This window comes from Nocardia albiluteola, from assembly GCF_018860155.1.
GTDB classification, from domain to species: domain Bacteria; phylum Actinomycetota; class Actinomycetes; order Mycobacteriales; family Mycobacteriaceae; genus Nocardia; species Nocardia albiluteola.
This window is the reverse complement of sequence record NZ_JAHKNI010000009.1, coordinates 79,490-96,151: the sequence shown is the minus strand read 5'-3', so window position 1 is coordinate 96,151 and position 16,662 is coordinate 79,490. Positions and strand designations below refer to the sequence as shown.

Below are 16,662 nucleotides of genomic sequence, written 5' to 3'. Positions count from 1 at the left end.
CGATGTCCATGCCGTTCACCACGATTCTTCGGTCACCGACACGCGTCCGGAATCGGACACCGAGCGCAGGCTTCCACCGACGCCGGTCTCGTCCTCGATCATGCCGATGATCGTGCCGATTCCGTTGTTGATCATGACCCGCAGCTGATCCCGATCGGCCGGAACCGCGACCGTGCGGTTGTCATCGATCACGTACCGGCCGTCGTCGACCAGGTCACGCCATTCGAGGATGCGGCGCGATACCCCACGCGGCCCGAATCGCGAACTGCCCTGCTCGATTTCGAACAGGCCGACCGTCGTCGCCGGCGCACTCCGGAATGCCTCGGAACGCTCGGCGACGCCGCGGTAGTCCGGATCGGACCACTCGTCGTCGAACGATTGGTCCTCGACGTCCGCCAACTCCACCCGGCCCTGACGGCCGGCATCCATCTCGGGCAGCTGCTCGGCGAGCATCCGGGCCAATTCCGTTGCGTAGCACTCGCGCACAACATAGCCGCCGCTGTGATAGATCGTCTCGCCGGGAATTTGGGTGATCACCACACACCGCTCCCATTTGCGAGCCGCCGCGACCCTGATCCGGGCGGCCGCATTGCGCGGCTCCCGGCCGTCGAACCCGTGGATCCCCACGCGCACATCGGGATCGATCATGATGCTCAGCGCGGCGTCGAAGGACGCATCCAGCTTGCCCTTCAACTGTTCACTGACGAACCTGACCTCCCGCTGGTACTCCGCGTCCGTCACGATCCGCGTCGTGTAATACAACGGCCGCGGCAGATTCCTCTGACCCGAGAGCTCGCACCACCGGACGTCGAGCTCGGTATCGGTCAGGTTCCAGGTCTTGATCATGCGTCGACCGACGGTTCCGGCGAGGCAGCGACCTGCGAGCCCGCATCGCTCTGAGCCACTCCGCCGGCTGCCGGGGCGGGCGCCGGCTGTGCGGACGCCGCGACCGGCGCGTCGACGACGGTTCCGCTCCCCGGGTTCGCTCCAGCATGTGTCCCAGGATGATCGCCTGTGTCCCAGGGCGGTTGGCCCGGATCGTGGTGCCCGAGACCCTGCAGTGCCTGTTCGATGGACGGTGTCAGCTGCTGGACCTCCTGCGCCACCAGGTTCGTGAACTGCTGGACAACGCCGGTCACCTGCTGCCCGATATTCGCCAGCGCGCTGAGACCCGCGGAGCCTTGGTCGGCCGCCACCGAAGGATCGGAGATCTGCCCAGCGAGCGTTTGACCGGCGGCGGCGGACGGCATTTGGCCGAGCTCCGTATCTATCTTTTGCAGCTCGGCGAGGATCTGTTGTTCCACCGGCGTGGGTTGGCCGGGTGGTGTCGTCCCGCCGGGCGGCGTGGTTCCACCAGGCGGCGTCGTCCCGCCGGGCGGTGTCGTGCCACCGGGCGGTGTCGTGCCACCGGGCGGTGTCGTGCCACCGGGCGGTGTCGTCCCGCCGGGCGGTGTCGTCCCGCCGGGCGGTGTCGTCCCGCCGGGCGGTGTCGTCCCACCAGGCGGTGTCGTCTTACCAGGCGGTGTCGTCTTACCCGGGGGCGGTGTCTTGCCCGGCGGAGTTGTCTTGCCCGGCGGCGTCGAGTTATGGGTTGTCGAGGCCACAGAGCCATCGACACCCCCAGCGCTCCCGGCGACCGCCCCGCCCGTAGCGTCACCGTTCGATGTATTTTGACCGCCTGTTGCCGCACCGTTGGCGGACTGTATGTTGGCGGCGTCCGGCTGCGGCAGCCCCAAGCGTTTCTCCAACGCGGCGATTGTGGCGGCATCCCCATTTTGCTGGTTCTGATTCGACTGATTTTGCGGGTTCGGCGTCAGGCCGAGCAGACTCGCCAAATCTCCGCTATTTGCGGCGCCATTCGCCGCGCCGAGCACCGACCCCGCATTCGACATGGCACCGCCGCCGCCGACATCCGCCGGCAGCGGTGCCACCGGGAGTTTCGACATACTCTGGACAGCCCCCGGCGCGTAGATGCTGTCATAAGTATCGCGCCAGGCCGGACCCACATCCATGACAGAAGCGATGAATTGACCCATATCACTTTCTAAGACATGTGCATACTGGGCCGCGAACGTAGCGGAATCCGCAAGCATTGCTGCCTGGAATTGCCGCAGCCAGCCCGCGGTATCCATGAGCTTCGAGGCATTTAGCGCCATGCTGTACAGCAGATTCGACGAGCTATCGATGTAATCCTGACATGCCCTGTTCGCCTGCGCAGCACCTACACCGCTCCACGCCGTTGAATCGCCGCCCTGTAGCACCTTGTTCAGGTTGCCCTGCAGAGCGACGAAACAATCCCGCAGCAGGCCGAATAGATCCATCCAACGGCCAGCTACTTGCTCGATATTCGCATCATGAATCGACCCGATCAGCGTTTTGAAATTATCATCGGTAAGGCTTTTCGACGCCGGGGGCTTAATGGCTACAGTGCGGGTGTCACTCTGCTGCCTACCTGTGGGTTGAAAACCGAGTAGGTGCTGCATCCCCCCCGAATCACCTTGCTTAACCGCGGTCAAGACCTGTTTAACGTCCACTGGGGAGTGCCCGCCGTCGTCTATCGACGAGAAAGCCGCGGCGCTCGTGGCATCGGTATTCTTATATTCCCGGTCGGCGGCGTGAAACGTATCGACCATGCTCTGCAGCACCGCCTCATGCCGCTCGAGCGAGTCGACGAAAGCGTTGGCCTGCTTGTTGAACTCCTGTTGCATGGTGTCACCCAAATTTGTGCCGTCATCACCCGGCGGCAAAATACCTGTCGGTGGCGAATCGCCGTTCAGGTACAGGTCATTCGTGTCCCGTTTCACGGCCTGCACTTTCTTCAATGCATCCGAAGCCGCGGCTGCGCAGTTGGCCGCCACACCATCGGCTACCGACACCGTCTTCCCATCCCCGAGCGACAGCGTGTTCCCGCTCAGCTGCGCCGTCAGGCCGGTCCACGGGCTCAGGACACTCGACGGATCGGTAGATGTGTCGAGATACGTGGGGTCGCTGTCGGCTCCTGAGGAGGAACCAGTCGTGGTCCCGTCGCTGCCGGACGCATTCGACGTGCCGCTACTGGGATCAGGCAAGGTTCTCGTCCTTAATCGTCTCGATCACCGTGATGATCCGGGCGTTGATCAGCGCGGTCAGCCGGGCCGCGTCGACGCCGACCGCGAGCGGAGGATTCTCGTCGAGCAGTGCGTACCGACCGTCGTCCGCGAGGTCTCGCCAGCCGAGTTGGAGCCGAAGCACGCCGCGCGGGCCGAATTTCGAAGCGCCCTGCTCGATCTCGATCACGCCGCGGGCATCGGTCGCCGCCTCGACAAAGGCCCTGGCGCGGTCGAGGTCACTGTCGTAGTCGTCGGCCGAGCCGGTCGCCACCGGACGATGATGGGAATGATCGACGTCGTCCGGACTCACCACCGGTGACAGGTCCACTTCCCCCCGGCGGCCCGGGCCCGCCTTCGGCAGGTGCCGCACCAGTACCTCGGCAAGCGCTGTCGCCGGGAACTCGACGATCGTATATCCCGTTGCATGCCAGATACTTTGGCCCAGCTGCTGGGTAACGATGTACCCGTCGCCACCCCGCCGGGTCGCGAGAATGCGCACGCATCGCGAGGTGTCGAGCGGGTCCGGACCGAGCGCGCGCGCCGTCACGCGGATGTCGGGCCGGGCGATGCTGTCGATCACCTGGTCCAGCACCGGATCCGGGAACGCGCTCATACGCTCCCGGGCCTGTGCCCGTTGCCGTTGCAGCTCATCGGGATTCACGATCGAAGTCCGGAAGGCCAACGGCGAGGGAGGATATCGATCCCCGGTGCGCTCGCGCCACCTCTCCAGGAACTCCAGGTCGTCACATTTCCAGCTGCGTTGAGTATCCAATATCACTGTTCAACAATCGGTTTCGAGACCGAGGGCGGCTTGCCGAAGGCCTCTTCCAGGTGCCGTTTCGAGGACAGGTATTCGGCGCGTTTGCGTTCCTTGTCCTCGCCCTGCTTCGCGCCGCCCATGCCGCCCATGCCTCCGGGGGAGCCCATCGACGTTGCACCCGGGGCTGCCGCGGCCGCCCGCGCGTCCAGCGCGTCCTGCTGGACGTCGGCCAGCGCGCGGGGAAACAGTTTGGCGCCCTGTGCCGCCTCCTTCGCCAGGTCGGCGGCACCGAGACCACCGCCGACCCCTCCCCCGCCGCCGAGCCCGCCGAACGCACCGGCCTTCAGCGCACTCAGCGGGACCTTGCGGCCATCCGCCAGGTCGCGCAGAGCGCTGTCGGCCGGCGACAGCGCCTGTGCCGATGCCGGGTTCATCTGCCCCAGGGAATTTTGCGCCTGACTCAACGCATTCTGCGCGTTGCCCTGCGAATTCTGTTGCTGTCCAGTCTCGTTCTGCCCTGTCGGATCTTGTTGTTGCCCAGGCGGATTCTGCTGCCCCGGCGGGTTCTGGCCGGGAGGATTCTGTCCCGGCGGGTTCTGGCCGGGAGGATTCTGTCCCGGCGGGTTCTGGCCAGGAGGATTCTGTCCCGGCGGAATCGGAGTCGCGATAACGGGCGGATCGCTGTTCAGCAGTCCGTTGAGGTTCCCGAGCGGCGTTGTGCCCGTGAATGTATGCAGCGAGTTCACCGGGGGACCGGTGAGCCGCGTCAGGCCCGCGCCCAGACCGCCGTTGTTCGCGCCCCCGAGCGGATTACCGAGCGGACCGCCCGGACCCGTGTCTTTGGCCGATGCGGCCGTCACCGCCGCGGCGACCGGGATCTGCGGCACATACGACGACGGATCGGTCACGACATTGGGTGCGTAGCCGTTCTCATAAGCCGCGAGGTAGGGCCGGGTGTCGCCGCCGTCCGGAATCTGTTGCTCGACCTTGCCTCCCACCACGGTCGCCGGCGGCGTCGGTGGGTTCGGATCCTGCGGCAACTGCGGCTGCACCGCGCTCATGCAGCTCGCGACGTGCATCAGCATGCCGTGCGCACCGTACATGCCGCCAGTCAACGAATCGAGTTGCCCACTGTAGGCGGACATCGACTGCACGGCAGCCGAATACCCCGCGCCGTCCCACGCATTCGTTACGCTGTTCTTGCCGCCGTTACTGGTGAACAGAGTGGTCAGGTCGTCGCATCGCGAACGCAGCTGCCCCGCCATCTGCCACCAGAAACCCGCCGTCCGACTGGTCGCGTCGGGCTGCATGGTCGCCCCGAGGTAGTACAGATCGTGGTAGCTCAATTGGGTGGCGTCCAGCGGAGTGACGGACTTGTCGTCGCTCTTACCCCCGTAGTACTTCGGCTTGCCGATCATGACCGCCTCGGGGTGGTCCAGGCGCCCCGCGTAGGCCTGTGCATTCCTCGGCCCCCCGGTGTCGACGGTCGGGCTCTCGAAGGTGTCCAACTTGTCCACGCCACTGGGCGTCGTGGACGACGGATTCGACAGTGCTGCTTGTCGTTTCGCTACATCAGCGAAGATGGATGCCGAATCGTGGTCGGTGCCCTGATACATCCGGCCGATGTTGAGATACGTGTCCAGCATCTCGTTGAGCACCTTGACATGGCTGTCCAGGCTCGACTTCAGGGTGTCCGACGCGAGGGTGGTGTAGATCAGTCGGGTCTGCTCGCCTGGACTCGACCCCGGCCTCCGCAGAGAACTCCCAAAGTCGCCGGTATCCGCCGAATTGTCCTCGAAGGGAAGCATTCCGAAGGATCCCTTCGGAAGGTCGAATCCCCCACCGGCGATCTGGTTGTCGACGTGCGACATCTGCTCGAGCAGAGCGATGATCTTCCCCGCCACCGTCGCCGCGACGCTCGGATGGAACCGCACCTCCCCCTTCGCCGCCTGCGCGGACAACCCCGCCCACGTGTTCCCGATCTGATCAACCGGTGCAGTCTTGTTCGACATCGTCGCCCCCGTCATTCAGCGCGAGTGGCCGAGTGCGCCCCCGGCCGACCCCATCCCACGGCACGCCCGGACGGCGCCCGCATCGTTCCGATTCCATTCGATTTCGCGCGCGGCCGCGACCACAGTCAAGGCTGTCTCGGCATCCGCGTGCGGCGCATTCCGCTCGCTCACATCGCAAACGGTACATGCGCTCGCACACATTGCCCAGAGGTCCGCGGAAATAGAAACGAGACCCTCCTCGAAACACCCGGCGGAGCGTAAATATCCGCCGACTCGCGGATGTTTCGGCTTGGCGCTCCGCAATATAATTACGCGGGACTCCCCGACCCAAATAAAAGAATTCCAGCATTTCCGAGCAGCCCGGGAGAAGTAACGTGCCGACGCAGTTGACCACCAGGGCGCAGGTCAGCGGGTACCGATTCCTGTTGAAGCGGTTCGAGCACGCGCTGATCCGGCGCGACGTCCGGATGCTGCACGATCCGATGGCGGTGCAGTTCCGCGCGCTCATGGTGAGCATGGTGCTGGGGGTGCTCGCCCTCGGGGCCTGCGCGGTGCTCGGCCTGCTGCGTCCGCAGGGTGCGGTGGGGAACGCGCACATCATCGTCGGCAAGGACAGCAGCGCGCTGTATGTGCTGCGCGACGGCACCCTGCATCCGGTGTTGAACCTGGCCTCGGCGCGGCTGGTCGCCGGCGCCGCGGAAACCCCCACTTCGGTGAAGGAATCGCAGCTGGCGAGCTATCCGCGCGGCCCGCTGGTCGGCATTCCCGGCGCGCCGGACGCCCTGCCCGGGTCGGATGCGAAGAGCTCGGACTGGACGATGTGCGAGTCGGTCACACCGGTGTCGGGGGCATCGCGCATCGTGGTGGCGGGCAGGCCCGCCCTGGGTCCCGGCCTGCGGGCGCTCGACTCGGGCGACGCTCTGCTGGTCGCTTCCAACGGCACGAACTACCTGCTCTTCGACGGCAAACGGGCGCAGGTGGACCTCGCGAACGACGCGACGGTGCGCTCGCTCAAACTGCAGGGCATCGAACCCCGAACCATCGGTTCCGGACTGCTGGACGCCACCGTCCCGATACCCGCACTCTCGCCGCCGGTCATTCCGCAGCTCGGTAAGCCGAGTCCTGTGCCCGGCGTGAAGATCGGCGCGGTGATCAGGGTCAGCGGCACCAGCTCCACCGACGTGTACGTGGCGCTGGCAGATGGTGTGCAGCCCATTTCGCCACTGGCGGCCGACTTCATCCGCAATGACGACTCGCTGGGCATGGACGACGTGATCGCGGTACCGCCCGATGCCCTGCGCGGGATTCCGGTGGTCAGCGAGCTGCCACTCGGCGCCTTCCCCGCGGCCCGTCCCCGCCTCCTGTCCGGCGACGACCTGCCCGTCGCCTGCGTCGCCTGGTCGCGCTCCAGCGACGACGGCAACGCGTCGTTGCGCCTGCTCGCGGGCAGTTCCTGGCCGATGCCGCCGGCCGCGGTCCCGGTCGGCATGGTCAGCGGCGGCGTCGACCCGAGCCGGATCGACGCCGCCTACCTTGCGCCCTCGTCGGGCGAGTTCGTCCAGTCGACCGGCATCGCACCCGACAGCACGCGCCGCGACAGCCTGTTCTACATCACCGACAACGGCATTCGGTACGGCATCCCGGACACGGCCACCGCCGGCATCCTGGGCCTGACCGGCAAGCCCAAGCTGGCGCCGTGGGAGATCATCGGCCAGCTCGTGCCCGGCCCGGAACTCACCCCGGACGCGGCCCAGACCGCCTACGACACCCTGCCGCGGCCCAATCAACGCTGAGCCCGGCGCCGGTCAGCCACCCAGCGAGCCGAGCACGGCGTCCAGGGCCTTGCGCATGTCGGCCGCCTCGATCCGCATCAGCGCGGACTCGTCCAGCCCGGACACATCGAGTTCGATACCGCCGCCGGTCAGCCGGAATTCCCGCTCTTCCTCGGCGGCCTCGATCACGTTGCGCACGAAGCGGCCGTTGCCCGCCACATCGATGCCGCGGCGCCGCAGGGCGTTCGAGTCGGTGCTGGGCTGATCGCAGAGCGGACCGCACGCCCGTTCCAGCAGCTCCAGCGCGTCGGCGGAGATCGTGGAATCCCGCTTATGGGCGACGACCTGCGCGATTCCGCTGAGTTCGGCCGGTGTGTAGGACTCGAATTTAACCCGCTTGGCGAATCGGGAGGCCAGGCCGTCGTTGGCCGCCAGCAGCCGATCGATCTCGAGGTCGTAGCCCGCGATGATGACGATCAGCCGGTCGCGATCGTTCTCCATCCGGGCCAGCAGCGTGTCCACGGCCTCCTGACCGAACGCGTCCCCGCCGGACAATCCGGTCTGGACCAGCGTGTATGCCTCGTCGATGAACAGCACGCCGTCCATCGCGCGGTCGATGAGCGCCGAGGTCTTCAGCGCGGTACTGCCCAGATGCTCGCCGACGAAGTCGATCCGCTTGGCCTCTACCACCTTGTCGCTCTTCAGCAACCCCAGCCCCCAGTAGATCTTGGCGATGACGCGGGCCACTGTCGTCTTACCCGTTCCGGGCGGCCCGGTGAACGCGAGATGCTGCCCGCGCGGGACGCTGGCCAGCCCCTTCTCCGCGCGCACCTTGGCCAGCATCGCCGTCGACTGCAGCTTGGCGACCTGGGTTTTCACCGCGGCGAGGCCCACCTGCTGGTCCAGTTCGGCGCGGGCCTGCTCGAGGATCGTCCTGGCGCGATTCTCGTGCTCGCGCTCGCGGGTCTCCTCCTCGGCCTTGGCCAGGTCGGGCGCCGAGGACGGGTCCCAGCGGTCGGTGCGGCGGTCGATCTGTTCCCGGCTGACGATGGTGATCCGGTATTTCGGATCGCGCATGGCGGCCGCGTTGGCCTCGAAGTCCGGCGCCTCCGAGTACACCTGCTCGAACAGCTGCCGCGCCTGTTCCTCGTGCCCCTGTTCGCGCAGGCACAGCCCGCGGCAGTACATGGCCGTCGTCCGCGCCGAGGGAATCGGCCCGCCCTCGGCCAGCTCGAGCCGCCTGTTGGCCTCGCCGAACAGTCCCAGCTGCGCACACGCCGAGCCGACCATGACATTGGCGCCCGCGGCCAGGTACGCGTCGGGCCAGTCGGCGGAGCCGGTGAGCACCGTCATCACATCGCTCCAGCGCTGGGTGACGAAGTGCAGGTGGGCGCGGACGTAGCCGCAGATCCGGTCCTCGACCTCGGCATCCTCCGCGGCGGGCTGGGCCCGCCGGTGCCGGGCGAGTTCGTCGAGCAGCCGCTCGGCCTCGTCGTACTGGCCCTCCTCGATCAGCCGGGTGGCCTGGGCCAGCCAGATCTCGGTGCGGGTGGCCAACGGGTAGTCGACATACGGCCCGATCACGAAGCGCCCGGACAACTCACGCGAGCGCAGGCCGAGCCGGCGCTGCTCCCGGCCCAGCGTCGAGTCGCTGGTCTTGACCAGATTGAACAGCACCTCGCGGGTGAGGGTGCCCGCCGCGGCCCGGCCGAGCCACGCGTCGGCCATGCCCGGATCCAGCTCCGTGGTCCGCTGGAACGCCTTTCTGGCGTATTCGAGATTCCGGGTGGTCTGCCGGCCGTCGACGGACAGACCGAGCGACAGGACGCCCGCGTCGAAAATCTTTTGCGCTTGCTGGATGCTGGCCATTATCGAATAGCTCCCGCGTGTTTCCCGTGACCGGCTGGGCACCGACGTACCCCGACAACTCAACGTAGCTTACCCGCGGCCATTCGGATACACTTCCTTTGTTGGAGACCGCTCAGCATCATGGGGACGCGGGGAAATTGATCGAATCATTTGAAGGGTTGGCCGCCGGTGAACCCGAATTGTGCCGAGTTTCGGTAATCGGGGACAACACGCAGATCGATGTCGGCCTGCCCACGACCGTCCCGATCGCCGAGTTCATCACCGATGTGGTGGCGCTGATCGACTCGCGCAACCCGGACCTCACCGAGCGCGAGGACGCCCCGATCGAGACCCGGCACTGGACGCTCGCGCGCCTGGGACACGAAGCGATACAACCGGATTCGACGCTCGCCGAGGCGCGCGTGTTCGACGGTGAGCTGCTGGTGCTGCGCTCGGTCGGCACGAAAACGGTTCCTGTTCTGTTCGACGATGTCATCGACGCGGTCGCGCGCCTGACGCAGAGTTCGTTCCGCGGCTGGACCGCGACGACCGCACGGTGGGCCGGGCTGCTCGTGGCCATGGTCGCGGTACCCGTGGCGGTCCTGTTGCTGGCTCTGTCGAAGGGCGATCAGGGTGGGGTGGTCCCGGGCGCCGTGGCGACCTCCACCGGCATTGTCGCGTTCGCCGCGGCGATGATCGTCGCGCGGGTCTTCGCGCTCACCGCGGTGTCCACGGCGCTGTCGCTGTACGCCCTGCTGCTGTTGAGTTCCGGTGTGGCGCTGCTGATTCCGGGTTCACCCGGGAGCCCGCACGCGCTCCTTGGATGCGCGGTGCTGCTGGTTGCCGCGGCGCTGGGACACCGCGTCAGCCGGACCGGGGCGACGATGTTCGCCGCCGCGGTCACCGTCGCGCTGTTCGGCGGGGCGGCCGCGGCGGTCATGATGACCGCGCACACTCCACCCGGCAAGGTCGCCGCCGGAGTGTCGGTCGCGGCATTGATCGCGATCTCGGCGGCGGCGCGGCTGGCGGTGCTGGCCTCCCGGCTGCCGGTGCCACCCGTGCCGACCGCGGGCGGTGCGATCGATCCGGCCGACCACGAGCCGCGCCCGACCATCGAGGGCGTCGGCGCGATCGGGGCCACGGCGCTGGCCTCGGCCATGGGTCTGACCGAACGGGCCAGGGCCGCAACCGAATACCAGTCCGGGATGCTTATCGGCACCACCCTCGCGGCCGTCGCGGCCGCCGTCGTCACCGCCGGCGCCCCGAGCTCACACCACTGGCAGGGCGTCGCGCTGGCGTTCGTCGTCGCGGGGATTCTGTGCCTGCGCGGCCGGGCCTATGCGGACCTGATTCAGGCGGGGACCCTCGTGGGCGGCGGCTGTGCGGCGTTCCTGGGCACGCTGATCGGGCTCGGGCTCGGTGACAGCACCGAATTGGTCACGGCCGCAGCGATATTGCTGGCCATGGCCGCCATCGCGGTCGGCGTGGGCATAGTGGGGCCGTCGATCGATATGTCCCCGGTGGCCCGGCGGGCCGGTGAGATCGCCGAGTACGCACTCATCGTCACGGTGATCCCGCTCGTCCTGTGGTCCCTCGACCTCTATTCGACAGCCCGGAACCTATGAGAGCCGGTTTCGGTACGGGCGCAGCAGCTCTGGTCGCCGCGGCACTGTTCGTTGCGGTGTCGGCCGCGCCGCCCGCGGTGGCCATCGCACCGCCCGTGGTGGATCCGCGCCTGGTTCCCCGACCTGGACCCCCGCAACCTCCCGAGCCCACCGAACAGCGCTCGCTGTGCGCGAAGCCGGTACTGACCCGCGAGTCGCCGCGTACCGCACCGGATGCGCAACGGGCACTGGATCTTCCGACGGCATGGCAGTTCAGTCGCGGCCGCGGGCAGACGGTCGCGGTCATCGACACCGGCGTGAATCGACATCCGCGCCTGCCCCACCTGATTCCCGGCGGCGACTTCGTCTCGAACTCCGACGGCACCTCGGACTGCGACGGGCACGGCACCTTCGTCGCGGGCATCATCGGGGCCCAACCGAGTTCCGGCGACGGATTCGCCGGCGTCGCACCGGATGCCACGATTCTGTCGATCCGCCAGCTGAGCCTCGAGTTCGAGGCCAAGAACAGCGGTCACCAGGACGACCCGGGAGCCATGTCCAGCGGCGGCTACGGCAACGTGACGACGCTGGCGAGCGCGATCGTGCGCGCGGTCGACCTGGGCGCGACGGTCATCAACATGTCCGAGGTCTCGTGCGCGCCCGCGGACGCGCGCCTGAACGACGGAATGCTCGGCGCCGCAGTCGAATACGCGTACGACCACAATGTCGTGGTGGTGGCCGCGGCCGGAAACGTGCAGAGCGACGGGGCATGCAAGGCGCAGAACGACGGCACCGGCTGGAGTCAGGTGAAGACCGTGGCCAGCCCCGCGTGGTTCACCCCGTACGTGCTGTCCGTCGCCTCGACCGATCCCGACGGCAAGGTGTCGGACTTCTCGCTCGACGGCCCCTGGATCTCGGTCGCCGCGCCGGGCACCAACCTTGTCTCGCTCGACAGCACGCCGGGCGGGACCGGCCTGGTCGACGGGATTCCCGCCCAGGACGGGCCGCCGAACCCCATCAACGGCACCAGCTTCTCCAGCGCCTTCGTCTCCGGGGTGGCGGCGCTGGTGCGTTCCCGTTTTCCAGGCCTGTCGGCGCGGGAGGTCATCGACCGCATCATCCGCACCGCGCACGCGCCGGGTCCCGGACGGGACGACCGTGTCGGATACGGCACGGTGGATGCGGTCGCCGCGCTCACCGCCCAGCTGCCCGGCCAGACGGTGGCCGCGGCCGCGAGCCGAAGACTTCCGCCCGCCGCGGCGGCGCCCCGAATCGACCCACTGCCCAGGCGAATTGCCGCCGTCGGCACGATCGCCTGCCTCGTTGCCCTCGCGCTCGGTAGCGCGATCGGTGCCGCACTACGCCGCGGGTCCAGGCGCGACGCGACCGAGGACGACTCGCCGCTGCACGACCGAACAGGATTTCGCATGAGTGTGAGTTCGACCGATGAGCACTGACAGATTCGTCCGCACGACGCGCCTGGCTCCGCCGCGGGCGCCCGGCGGCGAGGTGGTCCTGAATCCACCGCCCGAGCTGACCCGGACGATACCGGGCGGACTGCTGCTGAAGCTGATGCCGCTGGTCATGGTCGTCGCCGTGGTGGGCATGGTCGCCCTGATGATCACCACGGGCGGCCGTGGGGTGCTGAGCAATCCGCTGTCGCTGATGTTCCCGATGATGATGGTGATGTCCATGGTGGGCACCTTCGCCGGGGGCGGGCGCGGCGGTGGAAAGAAGGCGGCCGAGCTCAACGAGGACCGCAAGGACTACTTCCGCTATCTGGAGCAACTGCGCAGGGACGTCCGCAAGACCGGTGCGCTGCAGCGGGAGGCCCTGGAATGGAGTCACCCCGACCCGGCCGACCTGCAATCGCTGATCGGCACCCGTCGGATGTGGGAGCGCCGCCCGAACGATCCCGATTTCGCGCACGTCCGGGTCGGCGTCGGCAGCCACAGGATCGCAACCAAGCTCGCCCGCCCCGAGACCGGGCCGCTGGAGGATCTGGAACCGGTGTCGACGGTCGCCCTGCGCCGATTCGTCCGCACCCACTCCGTGGTCCACGACCTGCCGACCGCGATCTCGCTGCGCGCCTTCCCAGCCATCAACGTCGAGGGCGACCGCGCGCAGACCCGGGCACTGATGCGGTCGATGCTGATGGAGCTCACCGCCTTTCACGGTCCGGACCACCTGGCGATCGCGGTGGTGTGCGCCGACCCGGACAGCGAGGCGTGGTCGTGGGCGAAGTGGCTGCCGCAGATCCTGCACGCGACGATGCGCGACGGCATGGGCCAGGCCCGGATGATGTACAGCTCGCTCGCCGAGCTCGAACGCGCTCTGGCGGACGAACTTTCGCAGCGCGGCCGGTTCATGCGCAATGCACCGCCCACCGCCGGGCGCATGCACCTGGTCGTCGTCATCGATGACGGCTTCGTCGACGGCTCCGAGCGGCTGGTCGCGGAGGCGGGCCTGGACTCGGTCACCGTCATCGACCTCACCGCCCCGGCGACCGGGCTGGCCGTGCGCCGCGGCCTGCGGCTGGTGCTGACCGACGGCACGCTGGCCGCCCGGTCCGCGGTCGGCGCCGAGGAGTTCGCCGCGGCGGATCTGACGCGCCCGGCGCAGGCCAGGGCATTCGCCCGGGACATCGCCCGGTATCGCATCGCCATGGCGGAGGTGCTGAACCTCGACGACGACACCCGCGCCGATCCGGGGCTGATGTCGCTGCTCAAGATCTCCGACGCCGCGCAGATCGACCCGAACATGGTGTGGCGGCCGCGCACCACACGCGAGCGACTGCGGGTACCCATCGGCGTCACCCCCGACGGCACCCCGGTGGAACTCGACATCAAGGAGTCCGCCGAGAACGGCATGGGACCGCACGGATTGTGTATCGGCGCAACGGGTTCCGGAAAGTCCGAGTTCCTGCGCACGCTGATCCTGTCGATGGTCACCACCCACTCGCCCGACCTGCTCAATCTCGTGCTGGTCGACTTCAAGGGCGGTGCAACGTTTCTCGGCTTGGATCCGCTGCCGCACGTCGCCGCGGTCATCACCAACCTCGAGGAAGAACTCTCGATGGTGGACCGCATGCGCGACGCGCTCGCGGGCGAACTGAACCGCCGTCAGGAACTGCTGCGCGCGGCAGGCAATTTCGCCAACGTCACCGAGTACGAGAAGGCCCGCGCCAACGGCGCATTGCTGGATCCGCTGCCAGCGCTGTTCGTGGTCGTCGACGAGTTCTCCGAATTGCTCTCGCAGAAGCCCGATTTCGCCGACCTGTTCGTGATGATCGGGCGCCTGGGCCGGTCGCTGCGCGTGCACCTGCTGCTGGCCTCGCAGCGGTTGGAGGAGAACCGGATGCGCGGGCTGGACTCGCATCTGTCGTACCGGATCGGCCTGCGCACGTTCTCGGCCAGTGAGTCCCGTCAGGTACTCGGCATCACCGACGCCTATCATCTGCCGAGTGTGCCCGGGTCCGGGTACCTCAAGAGCGACGCGGCGGATCCGTTGCGGTTCAACGGCGCCTACGTGTCGGGGCCCTATGTGTCCGCGCGCGGCGCACGACAGAGCGGCGGCATGTCGGCCGGTGGCCGTCCGGCCGCCCTGTTCACCGCGCGCCCGGTCGAGATCACCGAGCCGCCGAAACCGGCGCACGTGGAGCTGCCGGACCTCGACACCCTGTTGGGGACAACCGAACCGGCCGGACCCGAGAAGACGATGCTGCAGGTCGTGGTCGAGCGGCTGAGCGGGCACGGCCGGCCCGCGCACGAGGTGTGGCTGCCACCGCTGGACGTCTCCCCCAGCCTGGACATGCTGCTGCCCGATCCGGAGTGGAGCTCGCCGCGCAATCGCAACGGGCGGCTGTGGATGCCGATCGGCATCATCGACAAACCCTACGAGCAGAAGCGCGAGGTGCTCACCATCGATCTGGCGGGCGCCCAGGGCAATGTCGCGGTCGTCGGCGGGCCACAGTCCGGAAAGTCGACCACCCTGCGCACCATCATCATGGCCGCCGCCGCGACCCACACACCGGAGCAGGCACAGTTCTACTGCCTCGATTTCGGCGGCGGCACCCTCGCGGCGCTGACCGACCTGCCGCACGTCGGCTCGACCGCCGGGCGGCTCGAGAGCGATCGCGTGCGCCGCACGATCGCCGAACTGACCACCCTGATGCGGCAGCGGGAGGAGCGATTCCGCGCCCTGGGCATCGAGAGCATGCGCGAATTCCGCATGCGCAAGGCAGAACTGCTGGGGTTGCCGGAGCCGGACCGGGCCGCATACCCGCTCTCCGCCGACCATTTCGGCGATGTCTTCCTGGTGATCGACGGCTGGGCGGCCTTCCGCGAGGAGTTCGAGCCGCTCGAATCGATGGTCAATGCCATTGCCACACAGGGACTGTCGTACGGCATCCACCTCATGGTGGCGGCCTCGCGATGGCTGGAGATCCGTCCGGTCGTCAAGGACCAGATCGGCACCCGGCTCGAGCTGCGGCTCGGCGAACCGAGCGACTCCGAAATGAACCGCCGCGCAGCAGCTCTCGTGCCGATCGGGCGGCCGGGGCGAGGCATCACCCGCGACAGCATGCACATGCTGGTGGCGCTGCCGCGGGTGGACTCCGATACCGATCCCCTGACCATCGCCGAGGGCGTCGCGTCCGCCAGGGAACAGTTCGCGGAGCTCTACGGCGGCCGCCGCGCCCCCGCGGTGCGGATGCTGCCCGCGGAGGTGAAGCGCGACGACGTGGCCGCGGCCGTCGAGGCCGTCTGCGCCGACCTCGGTCCGACTCGGGTCGCCGTGGGGCTCGGTGAGTCCGAGTTGCAGCCCGTGATACTGAATTTCGATGCCGAGCCGCACCTGATGATCTTCGCCGACGTGGAGTCCGGCAAGACCACGGTGCTGCGCAATATCGTCGCCGGCGTCGTCGAACGGTCGACCCCGGACGAGGCGCGGGTCATCCTGGTCGACTATCGCCGCACCATGCTGGGCCTGGTGGAGGGCGATCACCTGGCCGGCTACACCACGTCCTCGCAGACCTCGATCCCGATGCTCAAGGAGGTCGCCGGATATCTGGCCAGGCGTATTCCGGGCGCGGACATCACCCCGCAGCAGCTGCGCGATCGCAGCTGGTGGACCGGGCCCGAGATCTACGTGGTCGTCGACGATTACGAGATGGTCGTGGCGAACAACCCGCTGCTGGCGCTTTTGGAGCTGCTGCCGCAGGCCCGGGACATCGGGCTGCACGTCGTCATCGCGCGGCGCGCGGGCGGCGCGTCGCGGGCGCTGTACGATCCCGTGCTCGGGCCGCTCAAGGATCTGTCGGTCAGCGCGTTGCTGATGAGTGCGCCCAAGGACGAGGGGGTGCTGCTCGGAGGGGTCCGCTCGAGTGCGTTACCCCCGGGCCGCGGCACGCTCGTGTCCCGAAGCCGGGGCAACGAGATGATCCAGGTGACCTTCTTCCCGCCGCAGTGAGGCACCGGGCGTCTCGACCGGTCACCCACCGCGGGGACTCCACCCGGCGCCGCCCGGATTTTCGGGCGACCGGGGTGTGGGCAGCTGCGCGTCCGTCGGGACGAAGGA

The 16,662-nt window shown here is 68.0% G+C and carries 9 protein-coding genes; 4 read left to right on the top strand and 5 right to left on the bottom strand.

Going from position 1 to position 16,662, the window contains the following annotated elements; all coding sequences use genetic code 11:
• Window positions 1–15: 15 nt before the first annotated feature.
• From KO481_RS25695 to KO481_RS25680, 4 genes are read right to left on the bottom strand one after another with little or no spacing between them, the layout of a single operon-like run.
• Window positions 16–846, bottom strand: coding sequence for an ESX secretion-associated protein EspG (locus KO481_RS25695; protein WP_215920554.1), 831 nt, complete (start codon window positions 844–846; stop codon window positions 16–18).
• Window positions 843–3,068 (bottom strand): hypothetical protein, encoded by a 2,226-nt coding sequence (locus KO481_RS25690; RefSeq protein ID WP_215920552.1) that lies wholly within the window; start codon window positions 3,066–3,068, stop codon window positions 843–845. The genes KO481_RS25695 and KO481_RS25690 overlap by 4 nt, the downstream gene beginning before the upstream one ends.
• On the bottom strand, window positions 3,061–3,867 hold the full coding sequence (locus KO481_RS25685; protein ID WP_215920551.1) for an ESX secretion-associated protein EspG: 807 nt from the start codon (window positions 3,865–3,867) through the stop codon (window positions 3,061–3,063). Before KO481_RS25685 ends, KO481_RS25690 begins: the two co-directional genes overlap by 8 nt.
• Entirely contained in the window at window positions 3,864–5,861 is a 1,998-nt protein-coding gene (locus KO481_RS25680) for a hypothetical protein (RefSeq protein ID WP_215920550.1), read from the bottom strand. The genes KO481_RS25685 and KO481_RS25680 overlap by 4 nt, the downstream gene beginning before the upstream one ends.
• A 374-nt stretch (window positions 5,862–6,235) precedes the next feature.
• Between KO481_RS25680 and eccB the strand changes: the two genes are divergently transcribed.
• Window positions 6,236–7,654 (top strand): type VII secretion protein EccB, encoded by a 1,419-nt coding sequence (gene eccB / locus KO481_RS25675; RefSeq protein ID WP_215920549.1) that lies wholly within the window; start codon window positions 6,236–6,238, stop codon window positions 7,652–7,654.
• Window positions 7,655–7,666: 12 nt separating this feature from the next.
• Here eccB and eccA read toward each other — a convergent pair whose 3' ends face one another.
• Entirely contained in the window at window positions 7,667–9,502 is a 1,836-nt protein-coding gene (eccA, locus tag KO481_RS25670) for a type VII secretion AAA-ATPase EccA (RefSeq protein ID WP_215920544.1), read from the bottom strand.
• Window positions 9,503–9,639: 137 nt separating this feature from the next.
• On the opposite strand from eccA, the gene eccD reads away from it, so the two are divergent.
• The 3 genes from eccD to eccCa are packed head-to-tail and all read left to right on the top strand — an operon-like array spanning window position 9,640 to window position 16,554.
• On the top strand, window positions 9,640–11,106 hold the full coding sequence (gene eccD / locus KO481_RS25665; protein ID WP_215920542.1) for a type VII secretion integral membrane protein EccD: 1,467 nt from the start codon (window positions 9,640–9,642) through the stop codon (window positions 11,104–11,106).
• Window positions 11,103–12,542 carry a type VII secretion-associated serine protease mycosin gene (gene mycP, locus KO481_RS25660; protein WP_215920540.1) on the top strand — a complete coding sequence of 480 codons (1,440 nt, stop codon included), beginning with the start codon at window positions 11,103–11,105 and terminating at the stop codon, window positions 12,540–12,542. Before eccD ends, mycP begins: the two co-directional genes overlap by 4 nt.
• The gene (eccCa, locus tag KO481_RS25655; RefSeq protein WP_215920538.1) at window positions 12,532–16,554 is read left to right on the top strand and encodes a type VII secretion protein EccCa; all 4,023 of its coding nucleotides are present in this window, start codon (window positions 12,532–12,534) and stop codon (window positions 16,552–16,554) included. Before mycP ends, eccCa begins: the two co-directional genes overlap by 11 nt.
• Window positions 16,555–16,662: the final 108 nt, after the last annotated feature.

Bases quoted from the DNA above. Each gene is read 5' to 3' on its own strand.
- KO481_RS25695 (WP_215920554.1), bottom strand. From the start codon at position 846: ATGATCAAGACCTGGAACCTGACCGATACCGAGCTCGACGTCCGGTGG.
- KO481_RS25680 (WP_215920550.1), bottom strand. From the start codon at position 5,861: ATGTCGAACAAGACTGCACCGGTTGATCAGATCGGGAACACGTGGGCG.
- eccA (WP_215920544.1), bottom strand. From the start codon at position 9,502: ATGGCCAGCATCCAGCAAGCGCAAAAGATTTTCGACGCGGGCGTCCTG.
- mycP (WP_215920540.1), top strand. From the start codon at position 11,103: ATGAGAGCCGGTTTCGGTACGGGCGCAGCAGCTCTGGTCGCCGCGGCA.
- eccCa (WP_215920538.1), top strand. From the start codon at position 12,532: ATGAGCACTGACAGATTCGTCCGCACGACGCGCCTGGCTCCGCCGCGG.